At 36.0% G+C, this 18715-nt stretch carries 22 protein-coding genes; 19 read left to right on the top strand and 3 right to left on the bottom strand.

Features of this window, described 5'->3' with window-relative positions; translation table 11 throughout:
- The 5 genes from C6988_RS08515 to C6988_RS08495 all read left to right on the top strand — a co-directional run.
- On the top strand, positions 1 to 1784 hold a 1784-nt coding region (locus tag C6988_RS08515), incomplete at its 5' end, for a calcium-binding protein (RefSeq protein ID WP_182134615.1).
- Between the two features lie 89 nt (positions 1785 to 1873).
- Positions 1874 to 2506 carry a DUF47 domain-containing protein gene (locus tag C6988_RS08510; RefSeq protein ID WP_182134614.1) on the top strand — a complete coding sequence of 211 codons (633 nt, stop codon included), beginning with the start codon at positions 1874 to 1876 and terminating at the stop codon, positions 2504 to 2506.
- A 9-nt stretch (positions 2507 to 2515) separates the two neighbouring features.
- On the top strand, positions 2516 to 3505 hold the full coding sequence (locus C6988_RS08505; protein WP_182134613.1) for an inorganic phosphate transporter: 990 nt from the start codon (positions 2516 to 2518) through the stop codon (positions 3503 to 3505).
- A gap of 113 nt (positions 3506 to 3618) precedes the next feature.
- The gene (locus C6988_RS08500; RefSeq protein ID WP_182134612.1) at positions 3619 to 4713 is read left to right on the top strand and encodes a sodium-dependent bicarbonate transport family permease; all 1095 of its coding nucleotides are present in this window, start codon (positions 3619 to 3621) and stop codon (positions 4711 to 4713) included.
- A complete protein-coding gene (locus C6988_RS08495) occupies positions 4710 to 5015 on the top strand; it encodes a DUF3240 family protein (RefSeq protein WP_182134611.1) in 306 nt (101 codons plus the stop codon). Before C6988_RS08500 ends, C6988_RS08495 begins: the two co-directional genes overlap by 4 nt.
- Positions 5016 to 5023: 8 nt before the next feature.
- On the opposite strand, the gene C6988_RS08490 is transcribed toward C6988_RS08495, so the two are convergent.
- The gene (locus tag C6988_RS08490; RefSeq protein WP_182134610.1) at positions 5024 to 5323 is read right to left on the bottom strand and encodes an ArsR/SmtB family transcription factor; all 300 of its coding nucleotides are present in this window, start codon (positions 5321 to 5323) and stop codon (positions 5024 to 5026) included.
- A 40-nt stretch (positions 5324 to 5363) separates the two neighbouring features.
- Here C6988_RS08490 and C6988_RS08485 point away from each other — a divergent pair, with 40 nt between their 5' ends.
- The 12 genes from C6988_RS08485 to C6988_RS08430 all read left to right on the top strand — a co-directional run bounded on the left by C6988_RS08485 (position 5364) and on the right by C6988_RS08430 (position 15516).
- A complete protein-coding gene (locus C6988_RS08485) occupies positions 5364 to 5774 on the top strand; it encodes an arsenate reductase ArsC (protein ID WP_182134609.1) in 411 nt (136 codons plus the stop codon).
- Positions 5774 to 6454: an MIP/aquaporin family protein gene (locus tag C6988_RS08480; protein WP_182134608.1), complete on the top strand. Its 681-nt coding sequence runs from the start codon at positions 5774 to 5776 to the stop codon at positions 6452 to 6454. The genes C6988_RS08485 and C6988_RS08480 overlap by 1 nt, the downstream gene beginning before the upstream one ends.
- A gap of 35 nt (positions 6455 to 6489) precedes the next feature.
- Positions 6490 to 7767, top strand: coding sequence for a glutamate-1-semialdehyde 2,1-aminomutase (gene hemL / locus C6988_RS08475; protein WP_182134607.1), 1278 nt, complete (start codon positions 6490 to 6492; stop codon positions 7765 to 7767).
- Positions 7764 to 8699 (top strand): hydroxymethylbilane synthase, encoded by a 936-nt coding sequence (hemC, locus tag C6988_RS08470; protein WP_182134606.1) that lies wholly within the window; start codon positions 7764 to 7766, stop codon positions 8697 to 8699. Before hemL ends, hemC begins: the two co-directional genes overlap by 4 nt.
- A complete protein-coding gene (gene cobA, locus C6988_RS08465; RefSeq protein WP_182134605.1) occupies positions 8696 to 9439 on the top strand; it encodes a uroporphyrinogen-III C-methyltransferase in 744 nt (247 codons plus the stop codon). Before hemC ends, cobA begins: the two co-directional genes overlap by 4 nt.
- Positions 9436 to 10236, top strand: coding sequence for a uroporphyrinogen-III synthase (locus C6988_RS08460; protein ID WP_182134604.1), 801 nt, complete (start codon positions 9436 to 9438; stop codon positions 10234 to 10236). Before cobA ends, C6988_RS08460 begins: the two co-directional genes overlap by 4 nt.
- 109 nt (positions 10237 to 10345) lie before the next feature.
- Positions 10346 to 11746 carry a Fe-S cluster assembly protein SufB gene (gene sufB, locus C6988_RS08455; protein WP_182134603.1) on the top strand — a complete coding sequence of 467 codons (1401 nt, stop codon included), beginning with the start codon at positions 10346 to 10348 and terminating at the stop codon, positions 11744 to 11746.
- A 25-nt stretch (positions 11747 to 11771) separates the two neighbouring features.
- Positions 11772 to 13172: a Fe-S cluster assembly protein SufD gene (gene sufD, locus C6988_RS08450; protein ID WP_182134602.1), complete on the top strand. Its 1401-nt coding sequence runs from the start codon at positions 11772 to 11774 to the stop codon at positions 13170 to 13172.
- A 5-nt stretch (positions 13173 to 13177) separates the two neighbouring features.
- Positions 13178 to 13486, top strand: coding sequence for a non-heme iron oxygenase ferredoxin subunit (locus C6988_RS08445; protein ID WP_182134601.1), 309 nt, complete (start codon positions 13178 to 13180; stop codon positions 13484 to 13486).
- Entirely contained in the window at positions 13486 to 14730 is a 1245-nt protein-coding gene (locus C6988_RS08440) for a cysteine desulfurase (RefSeq protein WP_342752379.1), read from the top strand. The genes C6988_RS08445 and C6988_RS08440 overlap by 1 nt, the downstream gene beginning before the upstream one ends.
- Complete coding sequence (locus tag C6988_RS08435) at positions 14727 to 15167, top strand: iron-sulfur cluster assembly scaffold protein (protein ID WP_182134599.1); 441 nt, start codon at positions 14727 to 14729, stop codon at positions 15165 to 15167. Before C6988_RS08440 ends, C6988_RS08435 begins: the two co-directional genes overlap by 4 nt.
- 1 nt (position 15168) lies before the next feature.
- Positions 15169 to 15516 carry a hypothetical protein gene (locus tag C6988_RS08430; protein ID WP_182134598.1) on the top strand — a complete coding sequence of 116 codons (348 nt, stop codon included), beginning with the start codon at positions 15169 to 15171 and terminating at the stop codon, positions 15514 to 15516.
- Here C6988_RS08430 and pgk read toward each other — a convergent pair.
- Positions 15509 to 16717: a phosphoglycerate kinase gene (gene pgk / locus C6988_RS08425; RefSeq protein WP_255464444.1), complete on the bottom strand. Its 1209-nt coding sequence runs from the start codon at positions 16715 to 16717 to the stop codon at positions 15509 to 15511. The two genes, C6988_RS08430 and pgk, sit on opposite strands and share 8 nt — an antisense overlap.
- Positions 16718 to 16887: 170 nt before the next feature.
- Here pgk and C6988_RS08420 point away from each other — a divergent pair, with 170 nt between their 5' ends.
- Positions 16888 to 17559, top strand: coding sequence for a phosphatase PAP2 family protein (locus tag C6988_RS08420; protein WP_182134596.1), 672 nt, complete (start codon positions 16888 to 16890; stop codon positions 17557 to 17559).
- On the opposite strand, the gene C6988_RS08415 is transcribed toward C6988_RS08420, so the two are convergent.
- Positions 17541 to 17852, bottom strand: a complete 312-nt coding sequence (locus C6988_RS08415) for a hypothetical protein (RefSeq protein ID WP_182134658.1) — start codon at positions 17850 to 17852, stop codon at positions 17541 to 17543. The genes C6988_RS08420 and C6988_RS08415 overlap by 19 nt on opposite strands.
- Before the next feature lie 136 nt (positions 17853 to 17988).
- Between C6988_RS08415 and C6988_RS08410 the strand changes: the two genes are divergently transcribed.
- On the top strand, positions 17989 to 18715 hold a 727-nt coding region (locus tag C6988_RS08410; protein WP_182134595.1), incomplete at its 3' end, for an ATPase V.

Below are 18715 nucleotides of genomic sequence, written 5' to 3'. Positions count from 1 at the left end.
ATACTTCTGGAAACTCTGTAAGTGCTCAACAAACTGTTTCTGTAATTGATACTGTTCCACCTACTCTTTACGTTCCAAAAGAAAAGGTAGTTGAGGCAACAAATCTAATTTCAAATCTAGTAGAATTTGGTGCAGCAACTGCAACTGATGCTGTAGGTGTTGCATCGATCACAAATGACGCACCAGAAGTCTTCCCATTAGGTTTAACATCAATTACCTGGACTGCAACTGATACCTCTGGAAACCAATACTCTGGAGTACAACAAATTCATGTTGTTGATACTACTGCTCCTGTGATTACTCCTCCAGAAGACATTACTCTAGAGGCAAAATCATTACAAAACAACATAGTTGATTTGGGTCAGCCTATAGCATCTGATTTAGTAAAACTTGACTTTGTAACAAATGACGCACCAACATCATTTTCACTTGGAGAAACTATAGTCGCCTGGACTGCAACAGACTCTTCTGGAAATGTTGCCAATGTCACTCAACTAGTAACATTAATCGATACAACATCTCCGATAATTACAGCTCCAAATGATGTTATCTTTGAAGCAACATCACTTGATGGAAATACTGTTGAATTAGGAATACCTGTTGCAAGTGATACTGTAAGTGATGTTATAATAACAAATGACGCACCATCCACTTTCTCAGTAGGTGACACCCTAGTCACCTGGACTGCTAATGATGAAAATGGAAACTCTGCATCTGGTACTCAAAAAGTTTCAATTATTGACACTACTGTACCTCAAATAATAATTCCAGATGATATTACCGTTGAGGCAATTTCTCCAACTGAAAATATCATTGACATTGGATTGGCTACTGCAACTGATCTAGTTGAAGTCGCTTCTATAACAAATGACGCACCAACTGTATTTTCATTTGGAAAGACCGAAGTTACCTGGACTGCAACTGATACTTCAGGTAACTCCATTACAGATATTCAAGTGATAAGCGTTGTAGATACTACCTCACCAACATTAACCGCTCCAAAGAATGTAATAGTTGAGGCAACTAGCATTTCAGAAAATATAGTTAACATAGGTTCTGCAAATGCAGTCGATATTATTCAGGTTGAATCACTAAGTAATGATGCTCCTAATGTTTTCCAATTGGGTGACACTATAATCACATGGACTGCCATTGATCAGGATGGTAACTCTGCAACCGCAACCCAAAAGATTAGTGTAGTAGATACTACTGCTCCCACCATAACTCCTCCAGCAAATATCATAGTAGATGCTACTGCATTGGAGACTCCAATAACCGTTGGATTGGCTTCTGTAAGTGATATAATTGATTTAGAACCTACCATAACAAATGACGCACCATCTGTATTCCAATTAGGTGAAACCGTAGTAACCTGGACAAGTTCAGACTCATTTGGAAATGTAAACAATGCAACTCAGATAGTTACTGTACAAGCATGTGGAAAGGATCATTCAAGCTATAACGTGATTATTGGAACACCTGATGATGATGTGATTAATGGAACCCCTCAAGCAGATCTAATCTTTGCACTAGATGGTGATGATATCATCATGGGTAACAAAGGTAATGATTGCATATTTGGTGGGGATGGTGATGATATAATATTTGGAAATGAAGGCAATGATAATCTCACTGGCGATCAAGGAAACGACATACTCAAGGGTCAATCAGGAAATGATCTACTCAATGGATTGTCTGGAATGGATATTGTTGACGGTGGAGATGATGTAGATTCCTGTACTGTCTCTCAAACTGATGGTGATATGATCATCAAATGTGAATAAATAACGATCAAAAACTAATTTTCATTTCTATATAGCGGAATATAGAGTATGTAGTACAGGAATATAATTACGTAAATTACAGATTTTTTATGGGCCAATGGCTATCCTGGGTAAAATCCAACGAGAAAGAAATTCTAACAATTCTTGATAATCTTGCAAAAAAATCAGTCGAAGTATCTGAGGAATTAATTAATCTATTTTCTGATATGAAAAATGCAGATGTCCATCATACATCAATAAAAAAATTGGAAAGGGAAGCAGATGATCTTACTCGGTCAGTATTTGCAGAGTTAAACAAGACTTTCATAACTCCACTTGATAGAGAGGACATCCAACGAATTGCATCCAAAACTGATGATGTGATTGATTTTATAGAAGGTATCTCTGGTCGTATAATTAGTTACAATATTACATCTTCACCTCCGTATATGCTGGAAATTGCTAAAGAACTATCAAATGCAACTAAAGAATTAGAATACATGATTTCAAAATTAGGTAATCTCAAATCAAACAAAGATCTCATAAATCATTGTCGCAAGGCTAGCGACATTGAGCACACTATAGATGATCTTTATAGAGATGCTGTAGGAAAATTATTTGAAACAAACGACGCTATAACTATTATAAAATTAAAAGATATCTATGAATCAATTGAGACAGCTTCCGACAGATGCGTTGATGTTGCAGATGTAGTGGAAGACATTGTTTTAAAATATACATAGGTTTTTGTAATGTTAGAGTTAGCAATCGGAGCAATAATTGCAGCACTAATCTTTGATTTTGTAAATGGGTTTAATGATGCAGCAAATTCTGTTGCAACCGTAATTGGAACTCGTGTACTAAAACCATTACATGCAGTTGCATTATCTGCTGCTGCAAACTTTGCAGGACCCTTTGTCTTTGGTGTTGCAGTTGCAATGACTATTGCAAAGGGGATTGTTGAACCCGATGATGTTACCATTTACATGATTATTGGTGGTTTGGTTGGTGCCATAACTTGGAGTTCTGTATGCACATATTTTGGATTACCAATTTCCAACAGTCATTCTTTGATTGGAGGCATTATGGGAGCAGGAATTGCCAGCTTGGGCTTTGAAAAACTAGTGTATGGAGGATTATCCAAGGTATTTTTGGGAATTATTACTTCTCCAGTGGGAGGAATGATTATTGGAATACTCTTTGCGGGAATAATTATTACTGTTTTTGCAAAGAAACGACCGGCACGAGTTGATAAGACATTTGGTAGATTGCAACTAATCTCTTCAGCCTGGTTTGCTTTGACTCATGGAGCAAATGATGGACAAAAAGTTATGGGAATAATTGTTCTTGTCTTGTTTTCGGAGGGATTAATCTCTGACATAAGTACCGTTCCACTATGGGTAATCTTTTCTGCCGCAAGTGCCATTGCCTTGGGTACCTTCTTTGGAGGATTCAAAGTCATCAAAACGCTAGGAATGAAAGTTGCACGACTAAAACCATATCAGGGGTTTTCAGCTGAGACTGGTGGTGGAATTATTTTAGCAATTTTTGCAACCTTAGGTATACCTGCAAGTACTACTCATGCTATTACCGGCTCCATTATGGGCGCTGGAGCAGTTAGGAGGAAATTTGCGGTACGATGGAAAGTTGGAAGACAAATTGTTTTTGCATGGATGATCACAATACCTGGTTCTGCAGGAATAGCTTTTGTAGCCACCTATGTAATAGAACTTTTTGTCTAAAACGATGCTTATCTTTATACCACGTAAAAACTCAAAATCGTACTGTGGAATTTTCTAAAAAACAACTTCTAAAGTTTTTTCCAAATTATTTATTCATTAATTGAGCTGATCATATGGAAATTTTAGAATTAATTCAGTCAAATCTTCTGACTCCTATTGTCTTATTTTTTATCTTTGGAATTATTGTGGCACGAATAAAATCTGATCTAAAAATCCCTGATGCAATATCGCAATTCCTCCCAATTTACCTTTTAGCTGCCATAGGATTACACGGAGGAATTGAAATGCGAAATACCGGTTTTGTAATAATGTTTGTTCCAATGCTTGTCGCCATAGCATTATCATTGTTGATTACTCTGTATAGCTATCAAATTCTTCGACGATTGGGCAAGTTCAACATTTTTGATTCATATGCATTAGCATCTACATATGGAGCCGTCGGAGCAGTTACTTTCTCAGTAGGTCTATCATTTTTAAAAAATCAGGGTGTTGAATCAGAAGGTTATCTTGCAGCTATTCTTGCAGTGTTAGAACCTGTCGCATTTATCCTCGCAATATTTCTTACAAACGTAGCAGTATCAAAACAAATCCAGGCTAAAAAAAATTCTGTCACCACAAATGATCCACTAGAAGAAGAAATGGGACGAATTGAAATCGAATCTGGAAAAACAAAACTAAGTAAAGTACTACATGAATCAATAACTGGTAAAGCCATAGTTATTTTGCTTGGTAGTATTGTGATTGGTTATATTATAGGAAAAGAAGGATTTAGTTCAATCAAGATAGTTTTTGATGATCTCTTTACTGGCGCTATTGTGATATTTCTCATTGAAATGGGAATTATTGCAGGACAGCGACTAGATGATATCAAGAAAGTCGGAGTATTCTTAGTTGCATTTTCAATAATTATTCCAACAATTAACGGTTTGATTGGCGTCTTCGTATCCACGCTCTTGGGATTAAGTATAGGGGGTGCTGTAATGTTTGGATTACTTTTGGCCAGTGCGTCCTTTATTGCAGCACCAGCTGTACTTCGGCATGCAATTCCACAAGCAAAGCCGAGTCTTTACATCACATCTGCTCTGGGAATAACATTTCCTTACAATATCATAGTATTATTGCCAATCATGTTTGTTGTGTCATCAATGTTACACAATGTTGATGGATCGATAGACTTATTCAATTATTTGAGGACTGAATTAATATGAAACTATACTCAACAAAATTACTTACCATTACCTGTGAGATTTTAGCACAAAAAAAAGTAATTGAAATATTGCAAAAGCACAAGGTTTCAGGTTATACAACTTATGAAGTTGATGGTGATGGCTCAAAAGGTATACGTGGTCAAGGATTAGAAAATGAAAAAAATGTTAAAGTTGAAGTAGTTCTTTCAGAAAGCAAGCTGCAGGATATTGTAGAAGAAATTACTAGAACCTTGTTTTCAAATTTTGCAATTATACTTTACACAAGTGATGTTGGTGTAGTTAGAACCGAAAAATTTGTTTGATTAGAAATCTAGCAGCAGTTCTTATCGTTACATAGAGTGGGAATCTTCTTACTTGCTTTTGTAATGTTACCTATGAGTTCTGATAGTTGGTTATTAGATATGCTATACATCATCTTTTTTCCATTTTCCTTTGATTTTACAATCCCGCATTGTTTGAGTGTCTTTAGGTGATGTGATACTAACGGTTGATCCTTTCTGACTAATTTTACAAAATCATTTACACACATCTCCTTATTCTTTTGAAGTAGTTCTAGCATCTCAAATCTTGTCTCATCACAAATGCATTTTAGCAGACTAGCTCCATTCATATCAATCTAGATTTATATCAATCTAGATTGATATAAATTCATGCCTGAAAATAACAAAATTCTGTTTGTTTGTGTAGAAAATGCTGGTAGGAGTCAAATGGCTGAGGCATTTTTTAAAAAATATGCTACTGGAAAATTTCAAGCGACAAGTGCAGGTACTATTCCTGCAGATAAAGTTAATCCAATTGTAGTTCAGGCAATGAAAGAAGTAGGAATAGACTTATCGGCAGAATCTCCTAAGACTCTCACCGAATCTGTAATTCATGAGTCATTTAGAACAATCAACATGGGCTGTATGGATAAAAAATCATGCCCTGCACTATTTGCTAAAGATATTCTGGATTGGGGAATAGAAGATCCAAAAGGAAAATCCATAGAAGAAGTTAGAATAATTCGCGATGATATCGAATCTAAAATCAAAAAATTTATTCAAAATTTAGAGGCATCGTAATGTCGTATTCAAATCTGCAAATATTTACTGTTGAATTAATTGGAACTTTCATCCTTGTGGTATTTGCAACTGGTTCTATAGTATTGGATGCTCATTATGATCTTGGATTGGGAATTCCATTTGCGGCAATTGCACCGTTTATTGCGTTGATAATTGGTGTATACTCTTTTGGAAAAATTTCTTTGGCACACTTTAATCCAGCAGTAACTATAGGGTATTTCATAACTGGTCACATTACAAGGCATCAAGTCCTGTATTATTTTACTGCCGAAATAATTGGTGCATTTTTAGGTTCCCTTTTTGTTCTTGGAGTAATAGGCACTGATGCAAATCTTGGAGCAAATGCTCCTAACTATGATTTTCCTCTACCTATAATATTTGGAATTGAGGTGTTGGCATCTGCGCTATTGATGGCGGTGATTTTTACAGTTGTATATACAAAAGGACTCAACGGATTCAGTGGAATTGCAATAGGTGGAATAGTGGGATTAGATATTCTCTTTTTTGCATTTATTTCTGGTGCATCAATGAATCCTGCAAGGGCATTGGCACCCGCAGTATTGTCTGGTGTTATGGAAAATTTATGGCTGTACTGGAGTGCGACATTTGTTGGAACATCGATAGTTGGATACTTGTTTAAGAGTAAATTTCAGGCACAAAGAGCATCAGAAAATCAGTAAAAATATTACTAATAGCGATTTTCCCAAATACAATCATGTCAAAATCGAGCAAAATGTTTTCAGATGCAAAAAAAGTCATTCCTTCTGGAGTTAATAGTCCGGTTCGTTACTTTACACCATATCCATTCTTTGTGACAAAATCCGATAAGAGTAGCATTTGGGATGTTGATGGAAAAAAATATACTGATTTTTGCAATGGTTATGGCGCATTACTGTTAGGACATAGACGAAAAGAGATAATCTCTGCAGTCTCTGCACAGCTAAAAAGAGGTACCCTGTTTTGTACTCCTTCTGATTTGGAAGTTGAGTTATCCAACCTTATCATAAAGAATTATCCATCTATTGGCAAAGTTCGTCTTGTAAATACTGGCTCTGAGGCCACAATGACTGCAATTAGACTTGCACGCGGTTTTACAAAAAAGAAGAAGATAATAAAATTTGAAGGATGTTATCATGGCGCTCACGACTCTGTTTTAGTCAAAGCAGGTTCTGGCTCTGCACATAATGGAATATCTGTATCAGAAGGAGGTCTAGATGAAGTATCAAGAAACACTTTGGTTGTTCAGTACAATAATTCTCAACAGCTAGAGGATGTTATCAGAAAAAACAAGGATGTCGCAGGAGTCATCGTAGAACCAATTCTTGCAAACATGGGACTGGTTCTCCCTGAGAAAAACTTTCTAAAAGATATTAGAAAAATTACCGCTCAAAATGATGTACCATTAATCTTTGATGAGATAGTCACAGGTTTTCGTGTATCTTCAGGTGGAGCGCAAAAATACTTTGGAATAAAACCTGATATCACAACACTTGGAAAGGCACTTGGAAATGGATTTACAATTGCGGCAGTTGGCGGCAAAAAAGAGATTATGAATCAACTCACTCCTGGAGGAAGGGTATACCAGGCTAGCACTTTTGCAGGAAATCCTGTATCTGTAGCTGCTGGTATTAGCTCAATTAAGACTATGAACAAGCTTGGAAACAAGATGTATTCAAAACTTGAACGATACTGTGCTGCACTTTCTAGAGCCATCGATGACATTGCAACTGATTTGAAAATTCCACACCAGATTAATTTTTCAGCATCAATGTTTCAGATATTTTTTACAGACAAACCTGTAATTGACTATCATAGCTCCAAAAATGCTGATGCAAAAAAATTCAACAAACTTTTTCGACATCTCCTAAAGAAAGGAATCTTCATTGCTCCATCTCAGTTTGAAGTGGTGTTTTTATCTGAGGCCCACACAAATAATGATCTTAACAAGGCAGTTGACGCATATTCAACTGGTTTACAAACGGTGAAGCATTGAAATATCTCATAGGTACCCGTGGTAGCCAACTTTCAATTGCCCAAACAAAATGGGTTATTTCAGAACTCCAAAAACAAAACCCAGAGGACTCATTTGAGATAGTTGCCATTACGACCAAGGGCGATACTGACGCACGACCACTATTTACAATAGATCAAAAAGGAATCTTTGAAAAAGAAGTTGACAGAGCAGTTTCTGAAAAACGAGTTCACTTTGCAGTACATAGCCTTAAGGATGTACCAACTGAGATCTCTGCAGACCTAACTATAGCATGCATTCCAAAACGTGAAAAGGTAAATGATATCTTGATTTCAAAAAATGATGATACTTTGGAATCTCTTCCAACTGGTGCATTAATTGGTACTAGCAGTTTACGTAGGGCAGTACAGATATCTAGAAAGCGTCCAGACATTAAGGTTAAACCAATTCGTGGAAATATTGAGACTCGAGTTAGAAAAGTTACTGAAGGTGAGTTTGATGGTGTGATTTTAGCTATAGCTGGAATTACTCGTCTAGGACTAGACACAAAGTATTCTATGTTAACTACTGATGATCTTTCTCCCTCACCTGGACAGGGTGCACTAGCTATTGTTTGCAGAAAAGATGACTCTCAGACAATATCAATGCTAAAAAAAATTGAAGACACCACATCTAGATGGGAGATAGAGGCAGAACGTGCATTATCAAAATATGTGGATTCTGGTTGTCGTTTTCCAATTGGAGCATATGCAAAATCATATGGTGAATCAATGACTCTCAAGGTAAGTGCCTTTTCAGTTGATGGACAAAAATCCGTTGTGGTGCAAAAATCTGGTCCTCGGGATGAGCCAGAATCACTAGGAAGAATTGTTGGCAAAGAATTACAAGAGAAAGGAATCGCAGACCTTGCATTAAATTGGAGAGAGAAGGTTGAGGAGTGGAATAAGCAATGATTGGTAAGGTGTACTTGGTAGGGGCTGGCCCTGGAGACTCTAAACTAATTACGTTACGTGCTGTGGAGCTACTCCAAAAAGCAGATGTTGTTTTGTATGATAGACTAGTCAGCAAAAAAATTCTTGCGATGATTCCAAAAAATGCAGAAAAAGTTTACGTTGGTCGTGCAGTGGGAGATGATACAAAACATCAAGATAGCACTAATGAATTAATGGTAAACTTTGCCAAAAAGAAAAAAAATATTGTTAGACTCAAAGGCGGTGATCCAATAATTTTTGGACGCGGTGGAGAAGAAGCAGAATATCTAAAAGAAAACAAAATAAAATATGAGATAATTCCAGGAATTACTTCTGGAATTGGCTCTGCTACATACTCTGGAATTCCATTGACTCATAGAAAATATGCCTCTTCAGTAGTCTTTGTAACCGGACATGAGGACCCTGAGAAAAAGATTGAAGTTGTAAAGTGGAAGAACTTGGCAAAATCAGTTGATACTATAGTGATAATGATGGGATTAGGACGAATAGGAATCATATGTAAGCAATTGGCTCAGGGTGGAATGAAAAAAGATACCCCGGTTGCTGTTATTCAAAATGGTACCACATCAAAACATAGGATGATTACAGGAAATATAACAAACATTGAAAAACTGGTTAAGGAGAAAAACTTCAAGGCACCTTCAATAATTATTATAGGTAAAGTCGTTGATTTATCAAAGATTATTGGGTGGAAGAAATGATTGAAGGAAAGACTATAGCAATTACTCGTTCAAAGGAAGATTCTAGTGAATTTATCTCATTGATGCAAGAGAACAAAGCAACACCAATCACACTTCCAACAATTCAGTTAGTTAGTAAGGGTGAGAAGATTGTTGATGAGTTTTTGAATACAATAAAAGAATATGATCCTGATTACTCTGTGTTTATGAGCTCAAAGGCAGTGACACTACTCTTTGACACTGCAAAGAAGATATCAAAGCTTGAAAAACTTCAACTGGCCATTGCAAATACTATAGTGATAGCTGTTGGCCCAAAGACAAAGCAGGTATTGGAATCAGAAGGAATCAAAGTAAATCACACCCCAAAACGATTCTCTTCTGTCGGTGTTGGTGAAGTCTTTACTCGACTCAACGCAGTTGGGAAAAAAGTAATCGTTCCACGAAGCGGTGCATCTACTCCATTTCTCAAGGATCTTTTAGAGAAGATTGGTCTTGACGTAAAGGAACTTTATCTTTATGATGTATGCGCATTTCAAGATACTACTCAATGGAATGAATTTAGAGAACTTTTTTCAAAAAATAATGTGGATGGAATTGTTTTTACAAGCGCATCTTCTGTAAGGGCATTCTTTGAGATAATGACAAGTGATCTTCCCAAAGAGAAATTACTAAAAAGTTTAGAAAAAACACATGTTGTTGCAATTGGCCCATTTACCGCAGATGAGCTAAAAAAATTCAATGTGCAAAATTCTATTGCTGAAGTACATACCATCCCTGGCGCATTTGATACAATAAAAAATATTTTTTCAGTTGCCTAAAATTTCTAAATTTTTTCCTCTACTGATTTTAGCAAAAATATTAGCTAAAGCTATTTAGCTCTGCCTATTTTTCCTCATGTATTTATAATATAACGGGGTTATCACGAGTATGGCAACTGAAAATCTAGACATGGATTATTCAAAGTATGATTTTAAAGATTCCACAGAACTCTATGTCCACCTTAGCAAGAAAGGATTGTCAAAAGAAACCGTAATTGGTATCAGTAAAATGAAAGATGAACCACAGTGGATGCTTGATTTCAGATTACGTGCATTTGAGACATTTATGAAAAAACCAATGCCACAATGGGGTGGCGATCTTAGTGTTATTGATTTTCAAAATATTTACTATTATGCAAAAGCATCTGAAAAGACAGAAAAAAGCTGGGATGATGTTCCAGAAGATGTTAAAAAAACATTTGATAAACTAGGTATTCCAGAAGCAGAAAAAAAATTCCTTGCTGGTGTTGGCGCACAATATGAATCAGAAGTTGTATACCACAATCTTAGAGAAGATTTGGCAAAACAAGGAGTACTATTCTTAGATACTGATACAGCACTAAAAGAACAACCCGAAATATTCAAAAAATACTTTGGTAAAATCATCCCACCTGAGGATAACAAATTTGCAGCATTAAACAGTGCAGTATGGAGTGGTGGTTCATTTATCTACATTCCACCTGGCGTTAAAGTTGACATGCCATTGCAAGCATACTTTAGAATTAATGCAGAAAATATTGGTCAGTTTGAGAGAACACTAATCATTGCAGATGAAGGCTCTGAAGTTCATTACATCGAGGGATGCACTGCACCTGTCTACTCATCCGAATCCTTACATTCAGCAGTTGTAGAGCTAGTTGCACACAAAGATGCTCACTTGCGTTACACCACTATACAAAATTGGAGCAGTGATGTATACAACCTTGTTACTAAACGTGCATATGCATATGAAGGCGCCAAAGTAGAATGGATTGATGGAAACATTGGAAGTAAGCTTACAATGAAGTATCCTGGAATCTATTTGATGGGTGAGCGTGCATATGGTGAAACATTATCAATCGCATTTGCAGGAAAGAACCAGCACCAAGATACAGGTGCAAAGATGGTTCACCTAGCTCCTAACACTACATCTAAAATCACATCAAAATCTGTTAGCCGTCTAAATGGTCGCTCAACATACAGAGGTCTGCTTAATGTTGCTAAAGGTGCAACAAATGTAAAATCTACTGTACGATGTGATGCATTACTATTAGATGATACTTCAAAGACCGATACATATCCTTACATGGAGATTAACCAAGAAGATGCAACCATCACTCACGAAGCCACTGTTGGCAAGATTGGTGATGAACAAATCTTCTATCTCATGACAAGAGGATTCTCCGAAGAAGAAGCATTAACTCTAATCGTTAATGGATTCATGGAGCCATTTACCAAAGAATTACCAATGGAATATGCTGTAGAACTAAACCGTCTCATAAAACTAGAGATGGATGGCTCTGTAGGATAGTCATATTACTCATTTCGCTTAAACCATGTCACAACAAGCTCTCTCATCAATTGGTTCAAGTCACATAGAAGAAATCTCTTCATCAAAGAATGAACCAGATTGGCTAAAACAGTATAGAAAAAACTCTCTATCTATCTATGAAGGGCTACCAATTGAGACATCTCCATTATACAACAAATATACCGATGCAAAGAAAATGGATCCAGAACAGGTTTCACTTTCGGTGACCTCTGATCCTACAGTACCAGCATTTCTAGAAAAAAGACTTTCAGAGCTAAAAAATGAAATATCTATAATTCAAATTGGAACCAACATTCAAAAGATCAATTTACCTGATGAGTTTAGCTCAAAGGGTTTAGTGGTGTCATCTATTGATGATGCTCTGAAAAATAATGGTGATCTAGTAAAGAAAGCACTAGAGGCATCAAACTCCGCTGAGGATAAATTTACGGCACTAAACAATGCAGCATTTAACTCTGGAATTTTTATTCACATTCCGCGTAATTTAATTTTAGAAAAACCCATTCACTTTGTTTCTTCTCTTTCACTAGATGGTATTTCCACCATTTCACGAAACATAATCTTTGCAGATGAAAGTAGCAAGGCTACTATTGTTCAAGAGTTATACTCTCCAAAAGCAGAAAAACAACAGGCATATCTTGAATTACTAAATACCAATGTAGCAGCAAATGCACAACTTGATCTTACAACTTTACAAATGATGGATCAAGGCTCCGTCAACTTTTCAACTAGACGCTCTGATATTGGACAAGATGGTCAGATTAACTGGTATCTTGGATTGTTTGGAACCGTTTTGTCTAGATATAGAATAGATTACTACCTAAATGGAACTGGAGCAAATGCAAATGATTCTGAAGTTGTTTTTGGAAACAAAGAACAATCTTTTGATTTACAATCAAACATTATTCACGAGAGTCCTGCAACTGAGGGAAGAATCATTGAAAAATCCATTCTAAAGGATAAATCAAAATCTCTCTTTAAAGGAATGATTCGCATCAAAGAAAAAGCTGCAAAATCTAACTCCTATCTTTCAGGACGTTCAATTCTATTAGATAAAGATGCAAAATCAGACGCTATTCCAGGACTTGAAATCTTTACCAATGATGTTAAAGCTACTCACTCTGCATCTGTTGCACAAATAGATGAAGAACAGATATTTTATTTAGGAACAAGATGTCTCAGCCGACCAGAAGCAGAGCGAACAATTGTTGAGGGATTTTTGGAACCTCTATCTCGAAAAATGTCCTACCAAGTAAGAGCATGGATTGCATATCTCATTGAATCAAAATGGGATGGTAAAGAATTGATGATTAACAATGATGAAGAACTTAGAAAATTCGTTGAAATTGAAGAAACACGTTACAACGAAAATGACGAGATTGAACAACATTACAAGTATAGGTGATACTGTTGTCTGATTGGATAAAGGCTTGTTCAGTAGATGAAGTAGGAGAAGGACAATTATTTAGTTTTGATCATAAAGATAAGAGGATTCTATTGGCAAATCTTAAAGGAAAATTTTTTGCAACTGATTTGATTTGCACTCATGCAGAAGCTGATCTTTCTACAGGATTTCTGACAGATGAAGGTGTTAGATGTCCATTACATCTTTCTGTTTTTAATTTAGAGAATGGAAAACCTCAGAATCCTCCAGCTGATGAACCACTAAAAACATACACTGTTAAAATACAACAAAACGAAATTTACGTGGAGATTTAATCATGCAAGCTCAACTTTCTATAGAAAACATTCGAAAAGATTTTCCTATACTAAAAAGAACTGTACGTGATAACAAACCTCTAGTATATCTTGATAATGCATCTACAACCCAAAAACCAAATCAAGTAATTGATGCAATCACAAATTACTATCAAACTTTTAATGCAAACATTCATCGTGCTGTATATGCACTTGCTGAAGAGGCAACTACTGCATATGAAGAAACTCGTGATAAAGTTGCAAATTTTCTTAATATTCCACACAGAGAAGAAATAATCTTTGTACGTGGTACTACTGAAGCAATTAATCTAGTAGCCTATGCTTGGGGAAGATCTCATGTTAAAGAAGGTGACATTATTGTTACTACTGAATATGAACATCACAGTAACATTGTTCCATGGCAACTTCTTGTTCAGGAAAAACGTGCAAAACTAGAGTATATTGAGATTGATGAAAACGGAGAACTAAAACTTGATCAACTCGACAAATATCTTGCAACAGGTAAAGTCAAGCTTGTTGCATTTAGCTTGATGTCTAATGTTTTGGGAACTATCTCTGATGCTGATACTATTATTTCAAAATGTAAGAATGCAGGTGTATTGACACTCGTTGATGGTGCGCAAGCAGTACCTCACATGAAGGTGAATCTTGGTACATTAGGATGTGACTTTTTTGCATTTTCTGGTCATAAAATGCTGGGACCTACTGGAATTGGAGTTTTGTGGGTTAAAAAACAAGTTCTTGAAACAATGAATCCGTTTCATGGAGGAGGTGATATGATAAGAGAAGTTCACAAATATGAAACAACTTGGAATGACTTGCCTTACAAGTTTGAAGCAGGTACTCCAAATATTGCAGATGTAATTGGATTAGGTGCAGCAATTGACTACTTGACAAATTTAGGATTGGATAAAATCAGAGAGCATGAAATTGAATTAACAAAATACGCTTTAGAAAAAATGTCTAATGTCAAAGGAATGAAAATCTATGGCACCAAGGATCTCGCAAAACGCGGTGGTGTGATATCATTTAATTTTTCTGATGTTCATCCACATGATGTTGCTCAAATTATTGATGAAGAAGGAATTGCGGTTCGTTCTGGACATCATTGTGCTCAAGTATTGATGGAAAAACTAGATGTTGCAGCAACTTCACGTGCAAGTTTTTACATTTATAACACAAAAGAAGATGTTGATGCACTAGTAAACTCTCTTGAAAAAGTTGCGAGGTTGTTTAAGCTATGAGTAATGCAGACATTTATCACGAAATGATTATCGATTATTCTAGGAATCCATTAAATTTTGGACAAATCGAGAACCCTGATGTAACTTTTCATGACTCTAATCCCTTATGTGGTGACAGCATAGATATTGATATGAACATTAAGGAGAACAAAATATCTGATATCAAATTTCATGGCCGTGGATGTGCCATATGTATGGCCTGCTCTTCAGTTTTGACAGAAATTACTAAAGGCAAAGATATTGATGAAGTAAAAAAGATCACAAAAAACGATGTGCTAAGTGAACTTGGATTAGAAAATCTTCAAGCTGTCAGAATCAAATGTGCATTATTGTCTCTTAAAGTTCTAAAATATGCTTTGTATTCGTATTTGGCAAAACACATGTCTGAAACCGGCGATGTCGATAAATTAAAAGAAGAGGCAGCAAATCTGTATTGACATGGGAGACTATACCCCTAAAATTCCAATTCCAATTCAGATAAGAAAAATCATCTTTGAAAAATTCAATGACACTGAAAATCGTTTTACAAATGACGATGTATTTGCAATTTTAAAAAAAAATAATGACATTGATGAATCCTGGACTATAGATGATGTTGAAACATACTTCAATGAAATTTGCGATAAAGGATTGGCACGTAATATTGCACAGAATTTTACTACGATATGGCTAAAACTATTTGATCCTATGGAAAAATCCCATTGCAATGCGTGCAATTTAGATATCTATTTGGGCAGCTCAGAAGAGAAAATATGTCCTAACCCTAGCTGCAATTCTACTATTTAGCTCGCTCCCTTCTTGCAGCATCTTCTAGAGCTATGATCATAGGTAATTTCTCACCTGTCAAATACAATACTAGTGCTCCTCCCGCCGTACTGATATGATCAATTTTGTCTGCTAACTCGTATTTTTTTAACGCTGAAGTTAGATGACCTCCACTAACGATGGTAGTTGCCATGGAGTTTGCCACACTTTCTAAAAGTGATCTAGTTCCATAACTGAATTCTTTTCTTTCAAAAAATCCTGGAGGACCACTGATAAAGACAGTGCCTGCCCCAGAAATTAATTTATTGTAGTGCTCTACTGTTTTTGGGCCTAGGTCTAAAATTTGATCTCCTTTGTTTAATTCCCTAACGTCCATCTCCACCCTAGAACCGTCTTTGTCAACAGCTACGTCTACTGGAGTTGAAAAAACATCTGGATATTCACCAATTAATTTGTGGGCTTTTGCCACTGCTTCATCCTCTCTTTTTATGCCTAAAGGATACTTTATTCGTGCTTGAGCCCTCATGAAGACATTTCCTATTAACCCTGTTAGAAGGACATGATCTGCTCTTCCTTTTTGAATCAACATCTTTATTGCTTCTAATCTGTCCTCAACTTTGGAACCTCCTAGAACAATAACATGTGGTGCTTTAGCAACTGTGATTATTTCATCTAGTTTCCTAACTTCTCTTTCTACAATTCTTCCGGCAGCAGCTGGTAATACATGAGGAAAACCAACAATTGATGGATGTGATCTATGGGCACTTGGAAATGAATCTAAAACACACAAATCAAATAATTTTGCTAATCTAGAAACCATGATTGTTTTTGAAGCATCTGTAGGTGAGAACTCATAATTTTCTTCTGCACATAATCTGAGATTATCTAAAAGTAAAATTTCTCCTGCCTCTAAATTTTTGATTTCATTTTGTGCAGCACTTCCAATAATATCCTCAACATATTTTATGTCTCTATTCAAAAATTTTGCTAGCACATCAGCATGCTTTTCCATTCCAGTATAGTCTTTGTTTCCAACTCTACCTTGATGAGATGCAATTACCACTTTTGCTTCTTTTAATGATTCAATTGTTTCAATTGCCTCCTCGATTCTTTTTGTTCCTGAAATCTCCATTGTTTCTGGATCGATGGGACAGTTCATATCTACTCTAACAAATACTGTTTTACCTTTAAGATCAAAATCATCTAGAGTGAGTATCTTCACAAATTTCCTAATTATTCCCAAGTTAAAATCTTTGAGCCGATCAGACATTACAGAAATTCTACATTCTATTAGATCTTTTCATGAACAATCTTAAAGAAATCTATATTTTGGATAATTGACACCTAAAAAATTGAGAAATATTAAAAATGACTTGTCTGGAAGTTAGCTAATTGCAAAAATGGATTTTTGAGATACGCACTAGATCATTTGTACTGCTTGTTATAGGATTTATCATAATCTCGCTTTTGGTAAAATTACAAGTTACTGAGGATTTTGATCAACAAACCATCGAAACATTCCAGTCCATTTCTGGAAATACACTACTCGATTTGATAATGCAATCAATCACAGAAATTGGCGACGTGTATTATATGCTGATATTTTCTATTATTCTCCTTATAATAAAGCGAACAAGGCGAATTGGAATTGCCTTGATGATACTATTGGTTCTTACTACACTGCTGACTGGCTACATCAAATGTGGTGTTGATAGAGATAGGCCCACCCTAGATTATACTGGAAACCCATTCCTAATTGAACTGAGTAATGACACATTTTCGCTATTCTGTGAGGGTAGCGCCAACGCCTCTTACCCATCAGGCCATGCAGCTAGGGCTGCTGTCTTTGGAGTGATTCTAGGATTTGTGTTATCTGAGCGATTTCCTCGTGGATGCTATCTCCTATTGTTATACCCATTACTGATGTCAATTAGCAGAGTCTATGTATTACAACATTATCCAATGGATGTAATCGGTGGAACTGTTTTGGGATTGTTCTTGGCTGGATACATTGGCCATAAGACAAAACTCTCTAAATTTCTTAATCAAAAACCTAGTTCTTGAACTACTTTAGGATTGACTAGAACAATTGCATAATGATCGGAATCATGATGATAAGTCCAATACTTTACATCCCTATCTTGTTTTGTTTGTCGTAAACCATACGTGATTGATGTTGTAACTGTGTATCCAATCCGTTTTGCAAGCTTTTTCTCTTTTGGCATCAAAACCTTGAATCCTTCTTTTCTATTGGCAAAACCCATCTTTACAATCTCCTCTGCAGCTTCAGAAGCTGCTTTTTCATCAGTTACATCAAATGTTCTCGCAATGGGAATTATTGATGGATGGAATTCCATTTCATTTTCTGTAAGATCGTTTTGATTAATAATTTTTTGATGATCGCAGATCCAATTCATGTTAAATTTCTTAACTGGTAAGTCAAATCCTGATTATGTTACCAACTTAATCGACTCCATCCATCTAGATTGATTGTTGGCATCACTCGAAAGGGTTGCTTCCAAGCTAGAAGAAAGAAAAAAGGAAGCTTCAAAACTTCGAAGAAAAGGGGAAAGAGAACTAAAGAAAGCACGTTCATTACTTAGACGATCTACTTCTGGATTGGCAACCGTAGCACGTAAAGTAGAAAATGCAAGAGAAGAATTATCTGATGTAACGGGAGTTTTAACTCAAAAGTTAGCACAAAAAGAGAGCATCGAAAGACTGGTTACCGCAGCAAAAGACCGAGTATCCAAAGAAAAAGAAGCCCTAGAACAAGCCCTACAAGAATTAGACTTTGCCAGCTCTGATGAGGAAAAACAGAGTGCACAATCTAGAATTAACTCACTTAATCAGCATATTGCCGATTTAGAGGATGAAATAAAAGAAAGAGACAAAACATTGCGAAAAATCACGGACGCAATAGATGATATTCAATCAAATAAATCCAAAATTTCCGGAAAAATTCAAAAACAGACTAAGGTAAAACCTACTCTCCAAAAGATGCTAAAAGAGAGCAAAAAGGACGCAGAACGCTTCTCAAAACAGGTTGTAGTAAAAGCAAAACAAGAGGAATCTGCCAAAAGTACTCTCATCAAGCTCAAAGAAAAGTTAGAAAAAGTAAAAGCCCAAAAGCGAAAATTAGCCGCCAAAAAACGTTCAAGAAAAGCAAAACCAAAGACCAAAAAGCGCTCAAAGAAAGCATCTAAACCAAAACGCAAAT

Source organism: Nitrosopumilus sp. b1 (assembly GCF_014078545.1).
In the GTDB taxonomy this organism is placed as follows: Archaea; Thermoproteota; Nitrososphaeria; order Nitrososphaerales; family Nitrosopumilaceae; genus PXYB01.
Note: the sequence above shows the minus strand (reverse complement) of the source record. Positions and strands in the feature narration are given on the sequence as shown.

What these genes read in the sequence shown, in the direction of transcription:
- C6988_RS08510 (WP_182134614.1), top strand. Translation starts at nt 1,874, where the DNA reads ATGGGCCAATGGCTATCCTGGGTAAAATCCAACGAGAAAGAAATTCTA.
- C6988_RS08505 (WP_182134613.1), top strand. Translation starts at nt 2,516, where the DNA reads ATGTTAGAGTTAGCAATCGGAGCAATAATTGCAGCACTAATCTTTGAT.
- C6988_RS08500 (WP_182134612.1), top strand. Translation starts at nt 3,619, where the DNA reads ATGGAAATTTTAGAATTAATTCAGTCAAATCTTCTGACTCCTATTGTC.
- C6988_RS08495 (WP_182134611.1), top strand. Translation starts at nt 4,710, where the DNA reads ATGAAACTATACTCAACAAAATTACTTACCATTACCTGTGAGATTTTA.
- C6988_RS08490 (WP_182134610.1), bottom strand. Translation starts at nt 5,323, where the DNA reads ATGAATGGAGCTAGTCTGCTAAAATGCATTTGTGATGAGACAAGATTT.
- C6988_RS08485 (WP_182134609.1), top strand. Translation starts at nt 5,364, where the DNA reads ATGCCTGAAAATAACAAAATTCTGTTTGTTTGTGTAGAAAATGCTGGT.
- C6988_RS08480 (WP_182134608.1), top strand. Translation starts at nt 5,774, where the DNA reads ATGTCGTATTCAAATCTGCAAATATTTACTGTTGAATTAATTGGAACT.
- hemL (WP_182134607.1), top strand. Translation starts at nt 6,490, where the DNA reads ATGTCAAAATCGAGCAAAATGTTTTCAGATGCAAAAAAAGTCATTCCT.
- cobA (WP_182134605.1), top strand. Translation starts at nt 8,696, where the DNA reads ATGATTGGTAAGGTGTACTTGGTAGGGGCTGGCCCTGGAGACTCTAAA.
- C6988_RS08460 (WP_182134604.1), top strand. Translation starts at nt 9,436, where the DNA reads ATGATTGAAGGAAAGACTATAGCAATTACTCGTTCAAAGGAAGATTCT.
- sufB (WP_182134603.1), top strand. Translation starts at nt 10,346, where the DNA reads ATGGCAACTGAAAATCTAGACATGGATTATTCAAAGTATGATTTTAAA.
- sufD (WP_182134602.1), top strand. Translation starts at nt 11,772, where the DNA reads ATGTCACAACAAGCTCTCTCATCAATTGGTTCAAGTCACATAGAAGAA.
- C6988_RS08435 (WP_182134599.1), top strand. Translation starts at nt 14,727, where the DNA reads ATGAGTAATGCAGACATTTATCACGAAATGATTATCGATTATTCTAGG.
- C6988_RS08430 (WP_182134598.1), top strand. Translation starts at nt 15,169, where the DNA reads ATGGGAGACTATACCCCTAAAATTCCAATTCCAATTCAGATAAGAAAA.
- C6988_RS08415 (WP_182134658.1), bottom strand. Translation starts at nt 17,852, where the DNA reads ATGGAATTCCATCCATCAATAATTCCCATTGCGAGAACATTTGATGTA.